A 22889-nucleotide genomic window follows, 5' to 3' on the forward strand; every position below is an offset into this window, starting at 1 on the left:
GACGGCCTGGCGCTGGCCGAGGAACAGCAGGCGGCGGCGGAGTAGGTCAGCACGGCGATGGATCCAGCGTCAGCGAGCGGGCGGGGCGGCTTTACGACTTGTGGCACGAAGCGGATCCGGCCGAGCGGCAGAAAATGTTGGCGGCCAGCGCCGGCCGATTCGCCACGACGGCGTATGACCTGAAGGACGGCCGATCGCCCGTGCTGCAATTTCGTGGTGTCGATGACTCGCCGGCCGGGGCGCTGGCTTTATCGAGTGTCGATGAACTGCGCTTCGCGGACACGTCGGCTCGTCGGTTCAATGCGGGGGCCAACCCTGCAACCGGACGGGAGGCTGACACCGTGCGCGACCAGCTCGCTCGCGATGTTTTCGAAGCGCGCGCAGCGCGCCGAGACTCGCCACGTGCGGAGTTTCAAGAGATCAAGCGCACGCTCGACGCGACGCGACTACTCGCGAAGCTCGCTCACACGCATGGCGTCATCCCGGCGAAATATCCGGTCACGAAGGGGCGGGACGGCAGCGACCGGATCCGCGTCGGTAATCGAAACCTGAACGTATCCGACTTTCTGACGAAGGAACTCAACCTACCGTGGAGCGAAGCCGCGCGCACGATGCGCGAGGTATATCGTGAACAGACGGGCGGCACCGGTCGCCATGCCGCGCGTCAGGTTCCTGCGCCGTCGTTGTGGAGGGAATTCCAAGGCCACCGCGATGACCTGGTCGCGCGGGAGCGTGCGCAATGGGTGGAGCAGGGCAGAAGCGAGCGGGAGCGCCGTAGCGCCGTCAGGTCTACATTCGTGACCTCGCGCAGCAGAATCAATGCTGACGAGGCGATGACGCCGGCGGAGAGGCGGGCCGCAATTTCGATTGCCCGGATGGCTCGTATCGAGCAGGAGAAGCTTTTGCGAGCGTCGATCGAGGCGGAGCGAGCCGATCTGAAGGAACGGATGCGCGTGCCGCTGGACGAGCGCTACCGGGCGTTTCTCGTTGAGCGCGCGCAGGCTGGCGACGATCGCGCGTTGGACGAACTGCAGCGTCTGCGGCCGGTCGACCTGCAGGATGCAGATCCGCTGCGCGCGCGGATCCGTGCCGCACGCCAGCTCGAGGCGAACGCGATCATTTACCGCTCGAGCGCCATCACGCACGAGGTCGGACGGAACGGTGACGTGACATACAAGCGAAACGGCGCGTCGATGTTGGTCGACGAGGGGAGGTCGGTTCGCCTATGGGAAAGCGATCGTGATGCGATCGAAACCGCGTTGCGACTCGCGCAGCAGAAATTTGGAGACACGCTCGCGCTCAGTGGCCCGGAGGAATTCCAGCTCGAGGCGGCCCGCGTTGCCGCCGAATTCGGGCTTATGGTGCGATTCGAGGATCCGATGCTTGACGCTGCGATGAACGAACGCCGGCGCGAGATCGAGGCCGAGCGAACGGCGCAGCGTGACCTGCAGCGCGAGATTGACGCGGTTGCTCGTCGACAGGCTCAGGAGCGCATGGGTAGCGTGCGTTCCGATCCGCCGGCACCCGGTGCCGATCGGACTCGGCCGGCGAGCGATGCTCCCGAGCGCGATAACGGCGATCCAGACATTGACCTCTAGCACCGGTGCTGTATGGATATACTGTATATCCATACAGCTTTGGTTGCTAAAAATGGGGACGGTTTGGGAGTATCGGTACGAGTACACCGACCTCGACGACGGGCAGGTGAAGTTATACCCGTTTTGGCTGACGCCAGCCGAGGCAGGGCACTGTTACACGCTGCTCGAGCACGATTTCGGGCGAAAGCTCAAGCACACGCGGCGGGAGCGGGTTGGGCCGCCTGCGTGGCGTGAAGCGCTGAAGGTGAAGCCACGCGGGCCCAAGCCGTTACCGGATTTCGAATCACCGGCCCACAGTGAGCTAGTCGCGTTGTACCGGCGTGAGCGCGATCCTGACGTTCGTCGTGCGATTCTCGAGATCGTCCGCGTGCGTCGCATGATGACCGAAATAGAGAGTCTAACGGCCACGATTCGCGCCGAGTATGGCGACAAGCTTGTGGCTCTTTACATGCTTCGCACTTTGCTGCGCAACGAGCGCCAGCGCACGGGCGAGATTGGCGAATAAGCCGCGACCGCCGGCCGCTAGGCCGCACCAGCACATTTTCTGTTTACGGGATCAGCATGCTCAACCGATTCTCATCGGCGTTGAACCGCGATCGCATTTCCTCATCGGTCGTCACAGCGAGCGCAAGGGACAGGCTACGCCAAACGCTCAACATGCCACGTGCTGCACTGATCGCTTCCGCTTTTCTATCCAGCTCGCTCGCGTAGGCAGCAATGACGTGCCGGCGGATCTCACATTCGACTATTTCAGTCACCTTCTCGTAGTTCAAAGTGTGCTTTCGGGGCAGCAGGGAAAGCATCGATGCTTCGGAGTCGGATACAGCGATTGCGGTCTTCAACGGAAGTGTTCTCATTCGCTTACTGCCCGGTGTGCGGCGGTGTCTATGTCTTGACGGAGCGGGGTAGAAGGGCGTTTAAGCGCGCCTGTGCTGCACCACGGCTCATCCCTTTAGGCAACATCGCGTCGGGATCTGCGGCCGCGTCCTGCAGGCACGAAATGACCGCGCTCGCAACGGGCGGGCGATCCTGTACGCGGCAGGTCATACCGAGGCCTGCGATCAGCGCTCGATCCTGAGCCGGCATGGTCAGAATCGACGGCCAGACCAACTGAATGCGCGCGATCGCACGCTCGCCTGCGTCATGACCGGCCTTGCGGCCGAACCACGTCGACGCGGCCCAAAGCGCCCAAAGCGCGGCCAGCGAGACGATGCCGGCCGCGACCATCATCCTGCGGCGCTGCTTGATGAGGAGATTGGTCATTACGCGACTGAAGGGTAGAAGCGGTGCAGCTTCGCAATCAACGGATGCTTACGCTTGAACTCGATTTCCTGCTCGCTCGCCGCGCGCTTCGCGTTGAATGCCGACATGAACGGAGCGTGTCGCTCCCGTGCTTCCTCTTCGCCGTATTTCTCAACGCGTGCTTCCCATCCTATAGGCCCGTCAGGGTCTTCGTTTCTCACGCGTTGCAATTCGTCATACGCTGCACTGTCGGCGTCCAGTAGAGCACGGTATTCGGTGAGCAGGCTGGTGCGATCTTGCACCGAATAGTGCATGTCGATCGCGCGCTGCAGGGCGATTTCCTCGAGCGACGTGGCGATGAGCTGCAGCGTGTCGAGCAGCTTTTCTTCGTTCTTTTCGTTCACTTTGAAACCCTCGTACTGGTGGACTTGTTGCGGCTTTTGAAGGAAATGCCGCCGCTGAGAAATGCGATTCGGATCAGCACAACGGCCAAGGCAGGGGTCGTCACATACGCAGCCGCCGAATAGGCCGCATGAAGGAGGCCGGCTGCGCAAAATTCAACGTCGTCGCAGCTCGTCATCGCTCGTCCGAACCACGCGAACGCAGTGAGAAGGAGGAAGAAGACGAACACAAACCAGAGTGGTGCACCGGGCCCGGTACTGTTATCGCTCGGCATATGATGGTTTGCGATTTTCATGGTCGGCATCCTAATGCTCGTACGTCAGCGATGCGGCAACGGCTACCAAACCAATCAGCATGATCGCGCCGTACCACATCTCGCCACCGTCCGGAAGGATCGAGCTAGGTACGTTCGCGAACAGCTTGAGCAGCAGAAAGATCGCACCCGAGAGGGCTAACGAGATCCCCCATTTCAGAGTATGGCTCACAATGTGCCCCTATTATTTGACATAAACTAATTTATCAAATTCGCAATAGCTCAATACTATCGTGACCGGCACCACGCGCGGATGCCAACGGCCTTGGTCCCAAGCCACAAGAACCGAGGAACGGTAACGGTCTCGACCGACAGAACGTCCAGGTCGTCGCGCTCGATCGCAGAATTTAGCGCCGTGATCGCCGCATCGATTTGTGCTGGCGGGTTGTTTGCATCGAGCTGGAAGAATGGAATTTCAATTACTCGGATGGTCATTACTTTTCTCAATGGCGCTTGTTCAGTCGACCAGTCCCAAGAGGCCCGGACTGCCGCCGCCGAACGATCGCATGTGTCGCATGACTTGCCAGTATGCCGGCGGACGGCTTCCGTCCTCGCTGACGATTTCACCGTTCGGCCGGGTGAGGCTAACTCGTTGACCGTCCGTGCTCCATGTCACTTTCCACCGCTCGACCACACCACTACTCAGGCGTACGTCGACGGACTGCTTTCCGGTCAGGATCGTGCATCCGGGCAAATCATCGTCGCACCGATCGGGGCCGTAGATGGTCTGCTTGTGGCCATCGATCAGCACGGGTGCATACCGATCGAGCGCGATTGTCGGCTGGCTGGCGCGCGCCGCTGATGGCTGCTCGGTAGCCGGTGCCGCCTGAGCGATCGACGCGACGAGCATCGCGAGCGCAAAAAGTGCTTTCGTTACCTTCATTGTCTAGTTACTCCTTCGGCGTCGTATCTTCGTCGGTAGCCGCTTGACTCAGCGACACGCTTCGCAGCCCGCTCGATGGAGTGACCGCAGATCTCTCGAGCGCGGTCAATCTGATCGACGCCGACAGGGTTTGCGGCAAGCCGTTCGATTGTTGGATCGCTCATGGTTACTTACCCTCTTATTCGTGTAGTTCGAATGCCAACGCCGCTACCCCCACGACGATGCAAATGAAGAAGCCGGCGGCCCAACCAATCTGTATTGCAGTCGGAAGGGTGCTCGTGGGAATAAATAGCGCTGGTAGGCCAATGGCCGCGGCTGTAAAAAGAAGAGCAGTGCTGGACTTCATCGCCGCGTTACATGCGCTGCAGCTCGACCGGGCCGAGGAAGGTCATCGCGAAGTAACCCGTCTTCGTCGTGAAGGGCTTGTTGCGCCCGTTATCCGACCAGCCGGCCGGCACGTGCACCAGGGCCGTCCCCTTCGTCTGGATGCCGACCGGATCGACGTCGACCGGATGATTCACCAGCTTTTCGAGATCGGCTTTCGTGAACGGAAGCACGTCCTGCGCATTTCCGGCGTCACCGACCCACGCCTTTTTCGGGCGACGCCACTCTCCCTTGCTGTACTCGTACAGCACGTAGCCGGCGGTTGTGTCGCCCTTCTCTACCTTCAGCAGCGGCGTGATTTTTCCGTCGTTGTGGAGATCGGCCCCGTACACACCGACCAGGCTGTCGACCGCCGGCGGCGTTGACTTCTCGCAGCCGGCCAGCAACACGACGCACGCAAACAGGAACAGGAAAATTCGCTTCATTGTTGAACACCTCTTCGTTGACTAATTAGTTCTTGCTACCAGCTTTGAATCCCATGAGCGCTCGATATCCTGCACCGTCTCTGACGTTCCGATCGCGCGCCCTATCTGCGAGTTTGTTGTCGTAGTCGAGAAGCATCTTGAACGTTGCGCTCTCTACCTGTGATAGGGCGTCTGCAATGTCGGCCTTGGCCTGCGTAGAGACCTTGTCATCTTCAGCAATCCAATGAAAGGTTGCATCCGGTACAGCACTCGCCTCGTCGATGTCGTAAACGCTGGACAGTGGACGGAGACACCCGATTGTCAGTGCGCCGCTAACAATGCTGAGAAGACATCCAAGCACGCCTAGCGCTGACGGTTGAGCGAGACCAAAAAGAGGCAGCATCGACCAAATGAATACGGCACCAGACAAGACGAGCGCGCCGAAGAAGTACGCCCAAGCGTGATTCTGTTTGTTTTGCTGATCAAGATATCGTTGGAGGGAGTCTCGAATTTCCATTGTCGATTCCTTACTATTATTTCGACTTCAGTTTTTCGAGATCCGCTCGCTCACGCTCCATCATCGCGAGACGCTGTTTCAGCTCGTCGAGGCTCTTTTCGATAGCCGCGCTGTCGACTACTGGTATCGAAGGTCCGGTGTTCCACGTGCGCGTCGTCATCGGGACGCCGGGGTGAATCATCACTGCTGTAACCGCTGCAGTGACTGCCGCTGAAGCTGAAATTGCAGCAGAAGTCAGGGCGATTAGAAGAGCGACCGGGAATTTAGTCTTCATTGGGCGTTACCTCCATGCCGACGCATCTGGAAAGACAGGTAGGCGTCGTACACAATTTCGAGCACCACGACCGCGGCCATGATCCACCGGCCGAACAAGAAATATGCGTCCGGAGCAACCATGCGCCACGTGAGGGCGGCCAGAATGGTGATTAAGATCCGCGCGACAACGCCGACGCCGAGAAGTCGATCAAGGGATTTCAGAAATCGCATCACTGGTTGCCCTCACTTTTTAGGAGCACGGTATTGGACCATGTTGCTGATGTCAATCGGAATTCCGATATTTCAAGGCGAGCGAGGCCGATCATGTGCTCAAAATCAGCCCCGCTTTAATGCGTTGATTAGACCTCGATGACGAGATCCGTGTACTTGGCCAGATGCCCGTCTGCGGTTACGAGCCGCAACGGCTCGGTCATAGCCTGTGCGACGAGCAACCTGTCGAACGGGTCACGATGAATGTCGGGAAGCCCGCGCACCATTGCAGCGTGTGCGACACGCACGGGTAGCTCTACGAAGCCGGCGGCCGAGATCTCTGCGACGAGCTCGTTCACGTCGACATCGAGCTTCCCGAGGCCGGCCTTGATCGACGCTTCCCAAATGGTCGCGGCACTGACAAAGACCTCGTCCGCATCCATGATGAGCTTGCGAGCGCTCTTGGATAGCTTCCTGTCGTCGAAGACAGACCACAAGAACACGTGCGTATCCAGCAGTAGGCGCATCACCGACCCTCGAACGAAGCCAGCACATCGTCAGGCAGCGGCGCGTCGAAGTCATCAGCGACCCGCCCCTTGCCCTTCAGGCCGCCGAAGCGCCGTTGCCGCTTTACCGGCTCGATGGGAACAAGGCGAGCTGCAGGTTTGCCAGCCTTGGCAATCACAATCTCTTCGCCGGCGGCTGCAGCGTCGACGAGCCGTGAGAAGTTGGTTTTCGCGTCGTGGATATTGACTGTGTGCATGACATGCTCCATGTGGACTAACTTGGACTAAGTATGATGTTAGTCCACCTTAGTCCGACCGTCAATAAAAAAGCCGGCCACGATCGTGACCGGCAAAGCGCCCCAATGCTTCCCCATTACCGAGGCGGGAAACGGATCCACACGGGGGGGGCTACTCAATTACTCAACTCAGCCCCTCACCAGACGAAACCAGCGCCGACACCAGCCGCGACAGTCCCGCGCGTGTTCGTCGAGCCGGACGCTTTGAGGATCCAGCGGCCGGCATAGGTGGACAGCCCGACTGCGAGCGCGGATTGGCCGGCATACGTGCCACCGCCTACCGACACAACGCTCTTGCCAGGCGCAGGCGCCTGCGGCAGCGACGCGATTGCCACTGCCGACGCGGTGCCGCCATTGGCGTCTGCACGGTCATGCTCGATCTGCGACCGCAAGCCGCTCATGGAGTCGTTGAGCTGCTTGACGTTGACTGCATCCGTGGGTGCTACGCCGGCCGACACATTGGCGAGCGTTCGGGTTACGCCAGTCGCGCTGTTGCCGAACGAAACGGTGTTGTCGCTCGAGGCGACCGAACCCTGACCTACCGCGACCGAACCATTGCCGAGCGCCGACGAGTTCGCGCCGATCGCCACTGCCCCGCTGCCGCTCGCTTGCGCCCCGGATCCGACCGCAACGCTGTTCGGGCCGCTCGCGCTCGAGTTGCCGCCAGCAGCGACCGACTCGGTGCCGCTTGCGCTGGCTGCAGCGCCGCTAGACGAGGCCGCAAAGTATTTCAGGTAATCAGGCACTGAGGTCGGCTGTACAACCGGCTGCTGCGCATGAACAAGCCCGTCTTTCACGTCGCTCAGGTTGTTGGTGAGCGCGTTGATCGCGTTCGTGTTGGCGGTAACGGCAAGATTCGTCGCATAGAGCTGCGAACCGTTCACCGCATCCGTGCTCGAGGCCGAAAGCGTCGCCGGCGCAACATTCCGCAGCACGACCGGAACGGTCGCACCCACACCGCCGAGCGTCACAATCGACCGGGCCGCGTTGTCGTACATCACCGCGTTGTCGGCCACGTTCGACACGGCTGCAGTGAGCTGGCCGACGTTGACCGCATCGGTCGTATCGACGCCGGCGGCCACACCCTTGAGCTGGCGCGCGCCGGCGGTGCCGGTCACGTCGACGGCCGAGCCGCCGGTCGTCGCGCCGACCGTGATCGTGCCGTTGCCCGGTGCGCCGCCCTGCTGTTGCACCAGCCCGACCGTGCCGGTCGAGATCCCGGTCGACAGGGTGCTGATCGCCGTCGTGTTGCCGGCGACGGCCTGATTGGTCGTGTAGAGCTGCGAGCCGTTCACCGCGTCGGTACTCGAGGCGGCCACCGCGCCGGCCGCGACATTCGACAGTGCGACCGGTGCGCCGGCGGCCGTGCCGCCGAGCGTCACGCGCGTGCGCATGGCGTCGTCGTATTGCACCGAGTTGCCGGCGACCGCACCCACCGCGTTGAGCTGGCCGACGTTCACCGCGTCGGTCGTGTCGACGCCGGCGGCCACACCCTTGACCTGGCGTGCGCCGGCGGTGCCGGTCACGTCGACGGCCGAGCCGCCCGTCGTCGCGCCGACCGTGATCGTGCCGCTGCCCGGTGCGCCACCCTGCTGCTGCACCAGCCCGACCGTGCCGGCGCTGATGCCGTTCGACAGGTTCGTGACTGCCGCCGTCGTGCTCGCAACGGCCTCATTCGTCGTGAACAACTGGCCGCCGTTGACGGCATCGGTGCTCGATGCCGACAGCGCGCCGGCCGCGACGTTCGTGAGCGCGACGGGCGCTGTAGCCCCTGCACCGCCGAGCGTCACCGACGTGTGGCCCGCGTTGTCGTACTGGACAGAATTAGCCGCGACGCTGGCAACCGCGTTGAGCTGGCCGACGTTGACCGCATCCGTCGTCGCCGTACCGGCCGCGACGCCTGAGAGCGCGCGTGCGCCGTCCGTCCCGGTGAAGTCGACGGCCGAGCCGCCGGTTTGTGCGCCGACCGTGATCGCTCCCGAACCCGGTGCGCCGCCGGTCTGCTGCACCAGACCGATCGTGCCGTTCACGACGCGCCCCGACAGGTTATCGAGGATCTGCTTGTTGACCGTCACGGCCAGATTGGTCGTGTTGAGCTGAGAGCCGTTCACCGCGTCCGTGCTCCCTCCCGACAGCGCGCCAGCCGCCACATTCGTGACCGTTGCCGGGCCAGCGCTGGCCCCCGGCGTCAACGCGTTACCCATCGTCACGACGTTACCGCTGATCGTGCCGGGCAACTGCCCGACGTTTGCCGCGTCTGTCGTCGTCGTGCCAGCAGTCACATTCGTAACGGCGCGCGTCAGCCCGCTTGTGCCAACGCTCACCACCTGATCTCGGCCGCCATCGTTGCTCTGGTAGCCGATGGCGACGGATTCGTTCCCTGTCGCGGTAGCTTGCACGCCGATGACGGTATCGCGCCATCCAGCAAACGAGTTAGCGCCAGCGGCTACCGAATTGCCGGAGGCATGTGCGCCGACGCCCAAGGCTGCACCGACGCCACTCGTATACGAGTCCTGCCCGATTGCCACGCCCCCGTTTGTCCCGAACGACGACGGATCGGCAAGAGCGTTGGTGCCAATCGCAATCTGCCCGTCGATCCCGGTATTTGCTCCGTTGCCGATGGCAATTGCGGCACTCGCGTTGTGGCTCGATGCTCCGATCGAGATCCCGCCCGAGCGCTCGGACAATGCCCCCGTACCGATTGCGATCGCGTTTGAAATGTCGCCTCCGCCAACAGTTCCGCCAACTGTGGCATTCATGCCAATAGCGAGGTTTCCGGAGGAAGTAGCCGCACCACCAGGAGCGATCGTCGCCCCGTAGCCGAGCGCCATCGACCCTGTGTCGGCGGCAGGAACGACGCGCGCTTTCGTGCCGATCGCAGTGCTGTCACTGCCGGCGGCCGTTGCGGCCGAACCGACGGCTACGCTGTCGGTTCCGGTTGCCTGAGCAGCCGCCCCGGTGGAATTGACCGCGACGTATTGGGCGTTCGCGTGGAAGGAAAGGAGGAGGAAGGTCGACGCAACAGCAGCCGAGACGAGCGTTTGACGCGCGCGCAGGCTACCGGCCGGAGAAAGACGGCTGGATTGATTCATTTACAATTACCCCAGAATAACAACGGTGGTTTGTGAATTCGCGCCGCTATCCGTCTCCCCGCCAAGGTCATCGGATTGCGGCGATTCTTTTTGTGCTGCAGGAAAGTTGCTCGCTGGTTAGTCCTCCTTCGGCGCGAAGTGCAACCATGTCATGAGCGTTGCGCGGCTTTCGGAGCAGACGAGCCACCGGTCGGTGTCTGTCCAACCTTGACTGAGCAACGTGGCTTGCGACGTGTCACGTGGGCCGGTCGTGAACGCCCGCACGTCGAAGACCGATGCAGCCCGCTCGAGCAGTTCCGCGTACCGTTGCTTCCCGTCGTGTGGACGCATGAAGTCGTGGATTTCCACGATCACATGCGCATGTCGAAGATCCTGCAGGCATTCAAGCGTCAACACATCAAACTCCGCGCTCTCGATGTCGATTAGTACGGTGGAGCGCGCCAGGTCGACGCCACGATCCGACAACTCACGTGCGAATGTCGGCGTCGCCGCGCCGTACAAATGAACTCGCTCCTGTACGCCGTTCGCTGCCGCGATCGCGGCGATGTTCTGGCGACTGGCATCCTCGATTTCGAAGCAGTGGCATTGCTGATACACGCCCGTCTTGACCATGCCGACCGCATAGAAGCCGTCTGCCCCGCCGAGGTCGACCAGTGTTTCGCGATCGACGGCCAGCTCGGCCAGCAGATCGCACACTTCCTTCTCGTAGAAGCCCAACAGCTTCGCCCCGTTGTCGCTCGCGCGCCACGTTGCGCGCGTGCCGATGTTGAAGCCAGCCAGCGGCCCGTGCTGCACCACACCACCGGTCACGTGCATGAGGCGCTGAGAAAGAAGAAACCGGTAGAGGTCCGCGCCATTCTCGAAGCGCTCATGCAACATTTCCAGCGCTTCGTCGTGAGAGATCGAACCGCCCCGCGACGACACCAGCTCACTGAACTTTGCCGCTTGGTCACGCTGGAAATCCAGCATCTGCAGCGCCTCGTCGTGCGTCAGATAGCGTTTGATGTGCTGACTCATACACCCGCCCTATCAAGCGTTGATTTCGAAGTCACGCGGATCCCTGCCACGGATCCACGCGGGCTCACGACCGCGGCCCGTCCACGTCGCTCCGCTCACCGGATCTCGATACTTTGCCGGCGGCTTCGGCAACGTGCGACCGCGTCGACCACCGAGATCCGCCGGCGTGATACCGAACTCGGACATTTCCTGTCGAATACGAGCGATCGCGTCTCGCTTCACGGCCTCGCGCGCCTTCTCGACGCGCTGCTGCAGGTCGCTCAACTCGGTCTTCAGTTGGAAATACGATTCAACACTTCCTTGCATAACAAAAGCTCCTTGCGTTCAGTAGGTGGAGTTGAAGGCCTGCGCGCTGCTCCAACGGCTTTCCCAATGCTCACTGTACTGCTTCGCTAACTCCGGATGGTTCCAGAGCACGATCGCGTTTTCGCTATTCGATCGCTCTGCAGCGGCACTGTAGTTAAATGAGCCCGTCTCGACGTGTTTTCCGTCGACGATCAGAACCTTGTCGTGCTGGATTTTGTACTGGCCGTTTACGCGCACCGGCACGCCGGCATTCACCAGAATATTCATCGCGGCGACTGCCGCCCTCGAGTGGCTTTCGCTCGCGTCGACAACAACGCGCACATCAACACCCCGACGCTTGGCGCGAACGAGCGCACGGGCAATGTCGGGGGCGGTAAAGGTGTAGGCCATCATGCGAACGCTCACGTCGGCCCGGTTGATGACATCAAGCACCAATGCCTGTGCGCTGCCTTCCGGCGAAAATCCCGCCTGTACAACAGCCTCCCCCACAGGCGCCGCGCGTGCGCCAGCGAGCAACGTAGGCGCGTATGTCGCCGCGACCGAGACTGCCGCGACCACCGAAGCCAGCCCACCACGGACCCACCATTTACGTTCGTTCATGTCTATTTTTTGAGGCTCGAAAATATCGCTTGCGGTCACTAGACGGCGGCAACCGCAAGCATTCAGTTACCAGTGAACGCGTTGGTTAAACTGGTTGTCGATGTACACATCGATCGCGCGCGGGCTTTGGTACTTCTGCCAGATCACCCGGTCGTACACGTTGACGCTATGTTCGTCCCCGTTCATCTGACTGCCGGCGACGTAGTAGCCGATCTTATTGCCGATGCAAGCTTGCGGCCCGGTCGTGAAATTCATACCCGGAAGAGATTGCTGCTCGGTAATCTGCGGCGCGCCAGCGAGCGTGTAATCCCTCTCCGTAGGGACAAACCACGTCGGCCGCGAGCTGGCCTTTTTCCCCTCGACTACCCACGTTCCTGCAGGTGCCGCCTTCAACGGCGACGGACACGGATCGTAGGGGGCCGTCACCTGCTTTGCGTAGCTCGAACCGTCGTTGCCGTCCGCCATATCGCACGTCGGGAACGGCCGGAAGTGCGCCAGATCGTCGAACAGCTTCGTGATCGGCGCGACGCACTCAGCGACGCCCATCGGGCCACCGTTCGACGACGGGTTCGCGAGGCACAGGAGCACCGTACAGCCGTAATCGCTGGCGTTCGCGTGGCCAGCGCCGGCGAGCATTCCGCCCGCCACCAACGCGCACCGAAGCGCCTTGAAAATCAGGTTAGAACGGGTGGTCGTCTTCATCGAAACCTCCGGTTTCTGCTGCGTTTTTGGTGGATTGGGAATGCTGCTGACCATCGCCGGACTTGCCCTGACCGCGCACGATCATTTGCATTTGGTCGGCCACGATCTCTGTCGAATAGCGGTCCTGCCCGTCCTGCCCCTGCCATTTGCGCGTCTTGATTCGCCCCTCGATGTAGACCGTCGCCCCTTTGGAGAGGCCTTCGGCCGCAATCTCTGCGAGCCGGTTGAAAAACGCGACGCGATGCCATTCAGTCGCCTCTTTCCAATCGCCACTCGCCTTGTCCTTGTAGCGCTCGGTCGTCGCGAGACGAATGTTCGTTACCGGATCGCCGCTCGGCAAATAGCGCGTTTCCGGGTCAGCGCCGAGATTGCCGACGAGGGTTACTCTGTTTACAGATGCCATGATCGTGTCCTCTTCAGTGTGGGAGAAGGTGAAGCCAGTTCAGCGCCAACAGCACAAAAGCGCCTCCGAACAACGTGCCGGCCGCCGAGCACACAACCAGCTCGAGCCAGCGACCAGGCGCGCGGGTGCGCGGCTCGGCTGCCACTTCGCGCACGGCCTCGAGAAGCCGCGTGCGCGCGTCGTCGGCGGCCTGAGTGGCGACGGCCGCGATCAGCGCCTCCTTCATCGCGCCAACCTCCTTGACCGCCTCCCGGAACTGCGTCGTTCGGGTATCGAGGCCGCGAAAAACCCTTTCGGCCTCTTCCTTGAACCGGAGCACCGCCAGATCGCCGCCGTTCTCGATCTCCTTGCGAGCCAACGGGATAGCGGCCGACATCGCCGTTACCACGTCGTGCAACTGAATCAACTCGCTCAGGACTTCGGCCAACAGCGCGTCACGTGCCGTCGTAGCTGTCATGGATTGCTCACTTCGTGAGTGCCTTGAACACGCTGTCCAGCTCGGCCTTTACGCCGACAGCGAGTCGCTTGATCGACACCATGCGCGCGAGCCGTGCCTTGTCTTCTTGCGTGTGTGCTTCTCGAATGAGCGCGCGATAGTCGGTCGGATCCGACAGGATCTCGTCGATCGACTGGTGAGCGTCGGCGGCCAGCGAATAGATTTCGTTGACGTGCATCACGGCCTCACGCCGAAGCGTGAACGTCCGGCGATCCGCGTAGTACGCGAACAGCGATTTGAACTGTTCCTCGACCGAATATCTCGGATCCACACGATTGAACACAACGCGGATCCGCTCTTTCTCGATGCCGATGTCTTCGGAGAGTGCCGCGATCGTCGAAATCGTGTCGTTCCCCTGCTTCTGGTCAGGCACGGTCGGCACGATGAAATAGTCGAATTCTTCGTGCGAGCCGACATAGCTTTTCATCAGCTCGACGAAATCCTCGACGTTCGACGCGCCAATATCGACGACGGCGCTATCGAGCATCATCATGTTTTCCTGAATCTCGCCAAACTGTTCGCCGCGAACCGTTGCCGCTCCGGCACCGCCCGCGTTGATCGACTCGACCGAGATAATCGGCGCGTTATCGAGGCGCGGTGCAAGCAGATGAATCGCGACGGTCGACTTGCCTACGTTGCCCGAGAAGTTGATGACGACGGCTTTTTTGTGGCTCATGTGTTGAATTCCTTAGAGGTATTGCGTGAATGAAGACGATCCCGTTAGCGGCTGATTTCCATGCCCGGATCGCTCTTGGATTGCGTCGGTTGCGACTGCGTCGGCTGTGCAGCGCCACGGTCAAAGAAAGCCGCGCGGGCCTGCTCGACCGTCGACCGCGTTGCTTGCGGAGCAGGAACATCAAGCGCACGGCCCTTCGAAACAGCGTCTACAGCAGCCGCATTGAAGTCAGCACGCACGCGGTCTTTAACTGTCGTCGGCTGGCCGTCGATCTTTTGCTCCATCACCTTGCGAGCAGCAGCGGTAGCGGGGTTGTGCAGCTCGCGGCGAGTCGCGGCCAACAGGTCGCGCGCCTGGTCGTCCGGAACGTAGCCGGACACCTCCATGCCCGCCAATTGAGCTAGCACCCACGCCCGACGATCCAGATCGGCCGGCGACGTGCTGGCGTGCGACTGCGCGATCGAGCGCGCGTCGGTCTGCAGTGCCGCGTCGCGTTCTTCCCGGATCTTGCGCACCAGATCGGCCGGATCGTCGGTAGATGCCCTGCTCTGGTCGCCCTGTGCGGGCCGATCGGTCGCCGGCGGATCCGTGCGATCGACGGCCGGCCCCGAGGCCTGCTGAATGGTGTTCGTGTTGTCACGCTCGCCCCCGTTGATGCGCATTTCCTGCCGGGCCATCTCGAGCAGCGCGCGATCGCTTTCCTTCGGGACGAAGCCGCGCAGCTCGACCCCTGCCAGCTCTGCCGTGATCCACGCGTTGCGGCGAAATTCTTCCGTTCCGCGTACCTCGAGGACTGACCAGTTCTTCGCCTTCGCCACGTCGACCATGTGCGCGATGACCTGTCGATCGTTGCTTTCAGTGGACAGCGCCTTGCCCTTGTCCTCGAAATGCACCGACTCGCTCTTGCGGTCGTAGAACTTGCCTTCGTGAGCGTGATACTGCGATGCGACGCGCTTCGGAATGCTGTAGCCAGTCTTCTCGAACACCGGCTTGACGGCCGGCGCGTCGGTTGCTCGAACGTCCGCCGCGTCACGATCGCCAGCAGCAGCCGGCGACGACGCGCTGTTGGCCCGCTCCTTGCCGACCGTCCGGGCGAGTGTGGCGCGCTCCTGCAGGAGCGCTTCGGCCGCCATCCGATCCGTTTTACGGGCCGCCTTGACCCGATCCAGATCGGTCGCCTGCAGGCGCTCGAGCGTCGGCTTGGCAGGCTCGTTGCTGGCTTCCTTGGCGTTCGGCTCGTTCGCGGCTTCTCCGAAGCTTTCCCGCTCGAAGACCTGCACGCCCGGAATCTCGGGGTCGCCCTCGAGCGCCCGATGAATGCCCCGGTCGGCGGCCTGGTGCCGGAATTCCGTTGCGATGTCCGTCTCCGGGTCGATGAAATCGGGCGTCGGCGCGTCGGTACGCGACTCCCGCCACACGTCGGCCGCCGCATACCAATCGAGGGATGCGAGATCGCGCAAATCGTCGACCGACTTGTTCAGCGCTTCTTTGTCGGTGCGCCAGTCCAAGCTAGACAGTTCGGCACGCAGGGCATCGGCGCGTTCACGCACCAGTTCCGGGCTATGTACGTCAATGGTGTTCATGCGGTTTGTTCCTCATTTTGGTTACGTTGGCTTTGCGAATCGACAGTCGCCATCACCTCCTTGAATGACGGCATCAGTTGACAAAGCGCGGCGACGATCTCGCCTTGATTGGCAATGTCGGCCGCCTGCAGGACGGCCAGCTCGTCGACGCCCACCGGCACCAGTTCGGCCCCCTTCGCCGCATCGGCCGCAGCACTGGCCGCCGATGCGGCAACCATTGCCGCGTAGTGAGCTTCGATGTCGATGATCGGAACCTCGACGGACAGCTCGCCCTTAACGAGTGCCGCGTCTTCCAGTTGCACCTGTGTCGGCATCTTCTTGCCGAGGGCTGCCAACGACGGGCTGAGTGCCTTCAACCGATCGATGAACAGCGGATCCTTGTAGAAAAACGCCTTCTCGCAGAGGATCGGCTTGCAGTTTTGGAGCGTGATGATTTGCTTGCTAGGGCCGAGCGTGCGAAGCTCCTGAGCCATCATGAGAGCGCGCTTTTGATCCGACTCATTCACGCTTCGCGTGGTCGACTTGCCCGTACTCCGGCCCTTCCCCTTGGAAACCATCGTGAAGTAGCCAAGCGTGCGCTCATAGGCTTCCGCGTCGTCCTGATCGCTCGGCGGATAGAGGATCTGCGCCACATGGTTCGTCATGAACGCGCGCGTTCCCTGCTTCCCATACAGCTTGTCGTCCTCGAGCTGCGACGTGCTTTGAAAGATCGAGAACAACCGCAGGTCGTACGAACGGATGAAGGCCGTAGCTGACGCAAGCAACGGAATACGCCCCGCTGCCGCGATCTCGTCAGCAAGGATCAAGCATTGATACTTCAGCTCCGGGTTGTCGGCCGCCTGCTGACGCATGTTTCGCCGCAGCAGGTCGGAGAAGAACAAATTGATGAGTTCGCCGGCGTCTTCCAGCATGTCGGGCTGAATGCCGAAATAGATCGACATACGGCGCTTGCGAACGTCCGCGAGATCGAAATCAGATGCGCTCGTTGCAGCGTCGACGAACGGATCGTCGAAGATCTGCATCGGCCCGTCGAACGTCGAAAGCGTGTTGCCGATCGTGTTTTCCGGCTGGCTCAAAAATCGCTGCAGAGCGTCGCGACATTGCGGGCTCAACGCCGGCAGTCGGCCACCGACAGCGCGATCCTTGAGCACGCCGGCAAGGTAGTCCTTGACCGGCTTTCCCTTGCCCGATCGCTGGCGCAAGATCTCGCCCATCGTGCACGGGAGATCAGGCGTTTCCAGCAGGAACAGCGCCAGGCCAATAAAGAGGTTCCGCGCGGAGTCGTTCCAGAACTTCGATTTCGGATCGACCCGCGCGGGCCAGAACGTCTGACCGATCGAGCGGCACTCGGCCACGCGGAACCGAGCCGGCCGCTTCTTGACGGAATCGAATATGTTCCACCGATGCGTTTGGCCAAGCTCCGAAAACGGCGCGAACAGATAAACGTCCTGCCCGTGCCGTTGCCGAAAAAGCGACGTGTATTTGAAGTTTTCGAGCTTGAGGTCGATCGTGACCGTCGAATCCGGATAGGTGAGCAGGTTCGGGATCACGACGCCGACGCCCTTACCCGACCCCGGCGGCGCAGCCAGCGCGATGAACTGCTGGCCGCGCAGCGTGAGATAGCCCAGCTTCGGATGCTTTCCGATGATGACGCCCGGATGCTGTCGCGCGCTCATTTACGCACCTCCACAAGCCCCGCCTTCCGAATTTCATGCACATTCGCAAAGCGCGCGCTCCCGTGCAGCTCGATGCGGCCATTTCCCCGGATCAGGTAGACGATTGGGATCAGCAGCGGCAGCGCCGACACAATCGCCGCAACGGCCGTGCTGGCCACCAGCGCACGCTTTACCGCGACGATGTGACCGAACGCGATCCAGTACCGGTAAAGCGTGGTGATGCCGATCGACGAATCAGGGAGCTTTTCCAGTTGCGCAAAGAGCGTCGCGCCGGCGAACTGCCCGGCGACTGCGAAGCCGGTCAGCACGGCCAGGCCACCGACCACGCCAACAATCACTTTGGCCGGCTTCATACCTGGCCCCGCTGCAGCTTCCACTTCATCACCGGGTCATAGAACAACTGCGTCATCTTTTTGGTACCAGTCTCCATGAACAGCACCACATCGACCGTCCGCCGGACTTCGTTGAAAACGAAGTCCCAATCGAGATTCATACCGACCGGGCTTTGCTTGATGAGCGTGGCGATACGCACAAACGCCGAGATAGGATCGTTCGCGTGAACCGTCGTCAGCCCGCCGGCGTGTCCGGTATTCAGCAGCGACAGGTAATCCCATGCCTCATCACCGCGCAGCTCCGAGATATAGCAACGGTGCAACTTCGCGCGCAGGCTCGAGCGCACCAGCTCGCGCGCCGGCAGGCTGTCGCTGAAGAACATGTGGACGCGGTTCCAGTGGTACGGCAGCGAGAATTCGTGCACGTCCTCGATCGTGCCGATCCGCTCGTCGCGCGGAACCAGATCAGCAAGCGCTTTGAGAAGCGTTGTCTTTCCCGACCCGGTTCCGCCAACCGGTACGACGTTCAGCTTGTTGGCGATCGCCAGCTCAAAAAAACGCTGCATGTCGCCGTTCGCTTTCGCTTCCAGCATGTCAAGCTCGAATTGCTCGAGCTTCACGTCGGCAGGTACGTCAAGATGCATCGATACATCGCGGAAGCCGTCGAATGTGCCGTACTCATGCAATTGCGCGATCGTGAAGCGCTTGTCGCTCGGGATTCGGATCGTGATCGAAACCGTGCCGGCCTCGACGGCGGGCGGCACCATTACTTGCCCGCGCTGACCATCAGGCAAGGTCACGGGCTTGATCGGCTCCTTGGCCGAGATCTGCCCTTTCTTGTCAAACACGACAAGGGCATTGGCGAGCTTCTTCAGCCGCTCGAGGCTGCAGTCGGGCGCATCGTGCCGCACCCAACCATCTCGACCTTCCACAGCAATCTCGCCCGCGCGGTTCACGGCAACTTCCGTGACTCCCTCCGCAGCGAGAAACGCACCGATCCCACACTGACGCAGAAGGCTGCGCACAGTTTGCGAGCGATCCATGTCATCGATCGCGACAACGTTCGCTTCGTTCATCGCGTCACCCCTTGCGCCGGCACCAGTTCGAAGAAGCTGGAAAAGTCGATATCGCGAGCGACGTAGATATACGTAATCGCGCCTTGATTGACGTACCCGGTCGGCGGAATGTTGATTGTGTTGCGCAGCGTCTCGTTGGCGAGATCCTGAGTCGATTGCGCCGTGCTGGTGAGCGAAATCGTCGAGTTGTTGCTACCGACCGACCGCTGCGCGATGGCTTGGCCGAAATCGCTCACAAGCCCGACCATCAGCGCCCCGCCGAACCGCTCCCAGAAATGGCGCTCGACATACGCAGGCATGCCACTCGCGCCGAGTGCGTCGGTCACGGGCGAGTCGAGCGGAATCGTCCGCTTTTGATCGTCGATTCGCGTATACATCGCGAACATGCGGGCTTGCCCCTGCAGCAGCGCCTGTTGCTGCTCACCGAGCGCCATCGCACCTTTCCGGATCAACACGGTCTTGCCGTCCGCGGATAACACGTCTTGGGTGAGCTGGCACGATGTCATGCTGGCATAGGTCGACACCATCCGATTGCCAATGCAGGGAATCATCGTTCCACGCTTAAGCAGATACGTGAGATCCGGCAACAGACCCGGCTTCACGACTGCCGCACGAGAGGCCGAAGAGACGGCCATTTGTTGATCCAGAGCGCCCTTTCCAGAACCACCGCCGGCGGAAGCGCCACCACCAAGGAGTGAGCCGCTGCTGTCACCAGCCCCCGCGACACCCGCGAGATCGGTCTTGCTCGAGCCGAACACGTCAACGCCTTCCGACAGCCTGCGTTCAGCCGGCGTTTCAACGTGTTGACTGGAACCTGCACGCTGCGCCGTCTGCGTTGTCGCGGGTGCGCTGGCTGCTGCATCCGCTGGAGCCTGCATATTGCCGTGCGCCTGCGAGGCAGCAGCATCAATCGCCGCCTGTCGACGGCGCTGCGCGTCTTCCCGCTCCTTGATCTGCTTCTTCGCCGCCTCGAGATCTGACGTATCGGCGGTTTGCCCGGTACCCTTCGGACGCGCAGCCGCTTCGGCTTTATCCGCGTCCGCCTGGTCGCCCAAGCGCTTGACATACAGTGCCGCCATACTGGCCAGAAGGATGACCGCGACAATCGCAATGCCGGTGAACAGAAGCGTATTCATGCGAGTACGTTTCTTGCCTTCGAGCGACGGGATGCCGCGTTCCTCGTCAGGCGCGGTATGGATTTGGTTCTGATCCGTCATTTCGATTGCTCCTTCGTGATACGCACCATTCCCGGCACCGTCGACCCGCTCGCGTTGTAACTCCCGTCCGCCGGACCGTCGTTGCGAATACCCATCACGGCATTACCGAGGCGGAGCAGCCATTCGCGGCCGACGCCGTGAACTACGAGCGTGTCCCCGTCCATGTGGACGTTCGCGAGCGCTTCGGAACCGTCCGGCAGGATCGCGAAAACGCGCGGCAGGTCGCGCCCCGTGGCGTATTGGAGGTACGTCAACGTACCGTCGTCCCACATCGCCGTAGGCGAAAGCGCGTCATCGCCACGTTTCATGTACGACTCGTTGCGGTGCACCGATTGCGCACTGGACGCCGCCGCAAGGCCGCGCGCCAAATCCTGCTTACGCGCCAGTTCGGCCGCGTTCTTCGCGCGCGTGTCCGGGTAATCGAATCGGAGCATCCACGTCGTCGGCTCGCCCCGCTTCGCCGTCACCAGCGAAAACACATACGTCCGCTTGTTGGTCACGACGAGAAAATTGGTGTCCGGCTTGATCTTCGTCGGCTTGAACTGCACCCAATTCTTGCCCTTGGACGCCGACCACGCCTTGCCGTCGCCCATGCCGGCGCCGTTGTCCGCAACTTCCTCACCGTCCTCGAGCATGAGAAGAACAGCCTTGCCCGGTGCGGTTGCGATCTCGTACTTCTCGTTCTTGTCGTAGACGGCGCACTGCACATTCGGATCCGTTCCACATGGGCCAGGAATCACCGTCGCGACGGCCGGCAGCGACGCCACGGCCAGCATTACCATCATCGAAAGCCGTTTCATCGTGCACCCCCTACGACAACACCCGACGCAGCCGCAGCAGCGGCTGGTGCCGGTTGCTGATCAAATTCCGCCGGCGCACGGCTCCAGTCCCGCGCCACTTGGTAGCTCGTCACCTTGAAGCCGCCCGGATTCACGTCCTGAATCTCTTGCTTCTCGGGCAGGTCTTCGCGCCGGTACGCGATCGTGGCGACCCAATAGGTCGTCTGGCGTGTAATGCCGGGATTGAGCGGCACGAATTCTTTCGAGAAGAACACTTGTGCGGTCTTACCGACGAACGTAATCGCCCCGACGTGAGCGATCACGCGCGCCTGGTCTTTCAGCATCGTGAGCGGCGACCCGGCACCTCGAATGAATCTGTCGTACTCGGCCCCCTCCTGCGGCGAGCTGGTTGCGATCACCGCCATATGCATGTCGTTGACCGTCTCCCAGTCATACCCCTCACGACGCTCGACGTACTGCCGCAGCGCTGCACGGTCTTCCTTTTCCCCGAACGTCACCTTCCCTTTCGAGCTGGTCGGCAACACGTCGATCTTGCCCGTCGAACTGTCGACACGAAGTACCGCCGGCGGGTTCGGAACCTTGAGGACTGCTAATCCTATGGCTCCAATAACGGCGATGCCGGCGACGGCACCCATAATATGCATGCCGCGTTTCGAGATCTTCGTCACAGCTTCCTGTGTTTCCTGCTTGGTGCGCTCGAGATCGCGTGCTTGCTTCAGATACCACTTCGCCATATCGATATCGCTGACCTCTACCGCCGTCGAGGCCGCCGTCGTGCCGGCAGCGCTGGCCGCCAACTTCTTTTTTCTGTTAAACATGGTCATTCCCCTTACTGGCTTTGCGTGTGGTTGACCGGCATCCATTCACCGGTCGGCTGCGGCGGCTTAGGCGCAGACCCGCATGCCGCGAGCGAAATGATCAACAGACCTATCGCAATCTTTTTCATATCCTGTCCTCAATTCCTTAGAGTGAATCCGCCTACTTCCCTGTGATCTGACCGCCAGAGCTGCCGGCCCCGGCTCCCTTGCCACCGCCACCCATCTTTGACAGCGCGGCTGCTGCGCGCCCCGCCATACCAAGCTTGCCGACCATGCTCGAGATCCCCACACCGCCGGCCAGTTGCGACGCCAAGCTCGGCAGGTTGAGCGAGATAACGACGAACGCGACGCCCATCATCACCAGTTGGAACAGTGCGAGCAGCGTGATATCGGACGGAACCATCGACTGCGCAAACCGGATTTCCAGCATCCCGGCTGCAGCAAACAGCGCCACCAGCAACCCGTAGTTGAGACACTGTCCCGCCCACGCATCAAACAACCTGCGCGTGCCGGGAAACAGCGCGGCCCCGATGAAGGCTGGCCCAAGCGCGAGTAGCAACATGAGCGCGAACTTGGCGAGGATGATGTAAGCCGCCGCGATCGCGATAAACGGCAACGCGAACAGCAACGTGATGACAATGAATGCGATCGCGTTCATCGTGTCCTCGATACCACTTGCCTCCTGATAGATCTTCACCATCGCCTGGACATATGCCGACGTGATCGAATCCAATGCGGATCCGGTCGACGTCGTCCCGCTCAACGCGCGGGCGAGGTCATCGCCAAGGCCCATAAAGAACGGGACGACATACTGCGTGTAGTAGCTGATGTTCAGACCGAAGACGAGAATCGCGGTCCATGCCGCCATTCGCTTCAGGAAATCGGAAACCGGCTCTTCGTTCACACCGCGCCAATACGACAGCACGATGAGAAGCAAATAGACCGAGAAGCCGGCTCCCATCAGCGGGGTAATAAGGGAAATGATCCGCGCCGAACCGCTGTTGATCGTTCCCATCAGGTTGTCGTCGAACGCAGAAAACAACTGCGTGAAGACGGTTACGTTTGTGTCAGGTGCGCCGGCCACG

General features: G+C 61.4%; 31 protein-coding genes. 2 read left to right on the top strand and 29 right to left on the bottom strand.

The features are described from left to right. The coding region (locus G3N98_RS19730) for an LPD7 domain-containing protein (RefSeq protein ID WP_346779093.1) at positions 1-1598 on the top strand (1598 nt) is incomplete at its 5' end. A 52-nt stretch (positions 1599-1650) separates the two neighbouring features. Next, positions 1651-2103: a hypothetical protein gene (locus G3N98_RS19735; RefSeq protein ID WP_206148963.1), complete on the top strand. Its 453-nt coding sequence runs from the start codon at positions 1651-1653 to the stop codon at positions 2101-2103. Positions 2104-2146: 43 nt separating this feature from the next. Here the strand turns inward: G3N98_RS19735 and G3N98_RS19740 are convergent, their stop codons facing one another. The 29 genes from G3N98_RS19740 to G3N98_RS19880 all read right to left on the bottom strand — a co-directional run bounded on the left by G3N98_RS19740 (position 2147) and on the right by G3N98_RS19880 (position 22888). Next, positions 2147-2440, bottom strand: a complete 294-nt coding sequence (locus G3N98_RS19740) for a hypothetical protein (RefSeq protein WP_206148964.1) — start codon at positions 2438-2440, stop codon at positions 2147-2149. 43 nt (positions 2441-2483) lie between these two features. After that, positions 2484-2861 (bottom strand): hypothetical protein, encoded by a 378-nt coding sequence (locus tag G3N98_RS19745; protein ID WP_206148965.1) that lies wholly within the window; start codon positions 2859-2861, stop codon positions 2484-2486. After that, complete coding sequence (locus G3N98_RS19750; RefSeq protein ID WP_206148966.1) at positions 2861-3244, bottom strand: hypothetical protein; 384 nt, start codon at positions 3242-3244, stop codon at positions 2861-2863. The genes G3N98_RS19745 and G3N98_RS19750 overlap by 1 nt, the downstream gene beginning before the upstream one ends. Continuing rightward, complete coding sequence (locus G3N98_RS19755; RefSeq protein WP_206148967.1) at positions 3241-3537, bottom strand: hypothetical protein; 297 nt, start codon at positions 3535-3537, stop codon at positions 3241-3243. The genes G3N98_RS19750 and G3N98_RS19755 overlap by 4 nt, the downstream gene beginning before the upstream one ends. A gap of 10 nt (positions 3538-3547) precedes the next feature. Continuing rightward, complete coding sequence (locus tag G3N98_RS19760; protein ID WP_206148968.1) at positions 3548-3727, bottom strand: hypothetical protein; 180 nt, start codon at positions 3725-3727, stop codon at positions 3548-3550. A gap of 56 nt (positions 3728-3783) precedes the next feature. After that, positions 3784-3990 (bottom strand): hypothetical protein, encoded by a 207-nt coding sequence (locus tag G3N98_RS19765; protein ID WP_206148969.1) that lies wholly within the window; start codon positions 3988-3990, stop codon positions 3784-3786. A 22-nt stretch (positions 3991-4012) separates the two neighbouring features. Further along, entirely contained in the window at positions 4013-4438 is a 426-nt protein-coding gene (locus G3N98_RS19770; protein WP_206148970.1) for a hypothetical protein, read from the bottom strand. Between the two features lie 353 nt (positions 4439-4791). After that, positions 4792-5247: a membrane lipoprotein lipid attachment site-containing protein gene (locus tag G3N98_RS19775; protein WP_206148971.1), complete on the bottom strand. Its 456-nt coding sequence runs from the start codon at positions 5245-5247 to the stop codon at positions 4792-4794. A 25-nt stretch (positions 5248-5272) separates the two neighbouring features. Next, positions 5273-5743 (bottom strand): hypothetical protein, encoded by a 471-nt coding sequence (locus G3N98_RS19780; RefSeq protein WP_206148972.1) that lies wholly within the window; start codon positions 5741-5743, stop codon positions 5273-5275. A gap of 16 nt (positions 5744-5759) precedes the next feature. Next, on the bottom strand, positions 5760-6017 hold the full coding sequence (locus G3N98_RS19785; RefSeq protein ID WP_206148973.1) for a hypothetical protein: 258 nt from the start codon (positions 6015-6017) through the stop codon (positions 5760-5762). Beyond that, positions 6014-6229 (bottom strand): hypothetical protein, encoded by a 216-nt coding sequence (locus G3N98_RS19790; protein WP_206148974.1) that lies wholly within the window; start codon positions 6227-6229, stop codon positions 6014-6016. The genes G3N98_RS19785 and G3N98_RS19790 overlap by 4 nt, the downstream gene beginning before the upstream one ends. Before the next feature lie 128 nt (positions 6230-6357). After that, a complete protein-coding gene (locus G3N98_RS19795; protein WP_206148975.1) occupies positions 6358-6735 on the bottom strand; it encodes a type II toxin-antitoxin system VapC family toxin in 378 nt (125 codons plus the stop codon). Then, entirely contained in the window at positions 6735-6971 is a 237-nt protein-coding gene (locus tag G3N98_RS19800) for a type II toxin-antitoxin system Phd/YefM family antitoxin (protein WP_206148976.1), read from the bottom strand. The genes G3N98_RS19795 and G3N98_RS19800 overlap by 1 nt, the downstream gene beginning before the upstream one ends. Positions 6972-7147: 176 nt before the next feature. Beyond that, the gene (locus G3N98_RS19805; RefSeq protein ID WP_206148977.1) at positions 7148-10102 is read right to left on the bottom strand and encodes a YadA-like family protein; all 2955 of its coding nucleotides are present in this window, start codon (positions 10100-10102) and stop codon (positions 7148-7150) included. A 117-nt stretch (positions 10103-10219) separates the two neighbouring features. Further along, positions 10220-11119 carry a hypothetical protein gene (locus tag G3N98_RS19810; RefSeq protein ID WP_206148978.1) on the bottom strand — a complete coding sequence of 300 codons (900 nt, stop codon included), beginning with the start codon at positions 11117-11119 and terminating at the stop codon, positions 10220-10222. Between the two features lie 12 nt (positions 11120-11131). Next, positions 11132-11425 carry an H-NS histone family protein gene (locus G3N98_RS19815; protein ID WP_277396906.1) on the bottom strand — a complete coding sequence of 98 codons (294 nt, stop codon included), beginning with the start codon at positions 11423-11425 and terminating at the stop codon, positions 11132-11134. A gap of 18 nt (positions 11426-11443) precedes the next feature. Further along, a complete protein-coding gene (locus G3N98_RS19820) occupies positions 11444-12025 on the bottom strand; it encodes a phospholipase D family protein (RefSeq protein ID WP_206148980.1) in 582 nt (193 codons plus the stop codon). A gap of 66 nt (positions 12026-12091) precedes the next feature. Then, positions 12092-12661, bottom strand: a complete 570-nt coding sequence (locus G3N98_RS39850; RefSeq protein WP_241025996.1) for a hypothetical protein — start codon at positions 12659-12661, stop codon at positions 12092-12094. A gap of 43 nt (positions 12662-12704) precedes the next feature. Next, positions 12705-13130, bottom strand: a complete 426-nt coding sequence (ssb, locus tag G3N98_RS19830; protein ID WP_206148981.1) for a single-stranded DNA-binding protein — start codon at positions 13128-13130, stop codon at positions 12705-12707. Positions 13131-13143: 13 nt separating this feature from the next. Beyond that, positions 13144-13587: a hypothetical protein gene (locus tag G3N98_RS19835; protein ID WP_206148982.1), complete on the bottom strand. Its 444-nt coding sequence runs from the start codon at positions 13585-13587 to the stop codon at positions 13144-13146. A 7-nt stretch (positions 13588-13594) separates the two neighbouring features. Then, positions 13595-14302, bottom strand: a complete 708-nt coding sequence (gene stbB / locus G3N98_RS19840) for a StbB family protein (RefSeq protein WP_206148983.1) — start codon at positions 14300-14302, stop codon at positions 13595-13597. Between the two features lie 44 nt (positions 14303-14346). Continuing rightward, a complete protein-coding gene (locus G3N98_RS39855; protein WP_241025985.1) occupies positions 14347-15885 on the bottom strand; it encodes an LPD7 domain-containing protein in 1539 nt (512 codons plus the stop codon). Further along, positions 15882-17561, bottom strand: a complete 1680-nt coding sequence (locus tag G3N98_RS19850) for a type IV secretory system conjugative DNA transfer family protein (protein WP_206148984.1) — start codon at positions 17559-17561, stop codon at positions 15882-15884. Before G3N98_RS19850 ends, G3N98_RS39855 begins: the two co-directional genes overlap by 4 nt. Beyond that, positions 17558-17914: a hypothetical protein gene (locus tag G3N98_RS19855; protein ID WP_241025986.1), complete on the bottom strand. Its 357-nt coding sequence runs from the start codon at positions 17912-17914 to the stop codon at positions 17558-17560. The genes G3N98_RS19850 and G3N98_RS19855 overlap by 4 nt, the downstream gene beginning before the upstream one ends. Next, on the bottom strand, positions 17911-18969 hold the full coding sequence (gene virB11 / locus G3N98_RS19860; RefSeq protein ID WP_206148985.1) for a P-type DNA transfer ATPase VirB11: 1059 nt from the start codon (positions 18967-18969) through the stop codon (positions 17911-17913). The genes G3N98_RS19855 and virB11 overlap by 4 nt, the downstream gene beginning before the upstream one ends. Next, on the bottom strand, positions 18966-20186 hold the full coding sequence (locus tag G3N98_RS19865) for a TrbI/VirB10 family protein (RefSeq protein WP_206148986.1): 1221 nt from the start codon (positions 20184-20186) through the stop codon (positions 18966-18968). The genes virB11 and G3N98_RS19865 overlap by 4 nt, the downstream gene beginning before the upstream one ends. Then, a complete protein-coding gene (locus tag G3N98_RS19870) occupies positions 20183-20986 on the bottom strand; it encodes a TrbG/VirB9 family P-type conjugative transfer protein (RefSeq protein ID WP_241025987.1) in 804 nt (267 codons plus the stop codon). The genes G3N98_RS19865 and G3N98_RS19870 overlap by 4 nt, the downstream gene beginning before the upstream one ends. Beyond that, positions 20983-21804 (bottom strand): type IV secretion system protein, encoded by an 822-nt coding sequence (locus G3N98_RS19875; RefSeq protein ID WP_241025988.1) that lies wholly within the window; start codon positions 21802-21804, stop codon positions 20983-20985. The genes G3N98_RS19870 and G3N98_RS19875 overlap by 4 nt, the downstream gene beginning before the upstream one ends. A gap of 160 nt (positions 21805-21964) precedes the next feature. Next, a complete protein-coding gene (locus G3N98_RS19880) occupies positions 21965-22888 on the bottom strand; it encodes a type IV secretion system protein (RefSeq protein ID WP_346779094.1) in 924 nt (307 codons plus the stop codon). Position 22889: the final 1 nt, after the last annotated feature.

Origin of the sequence: Burkholderia sp. Tr-20390 (assembly GCF_017104595.1) — a bacterium.
Taxonomy (GTDB): domain Bacteria; phylum Pseudomonadota; class Gammaproteobacteria; order Burkholderiales; family Burkholderiaceae; genus Burkholderia.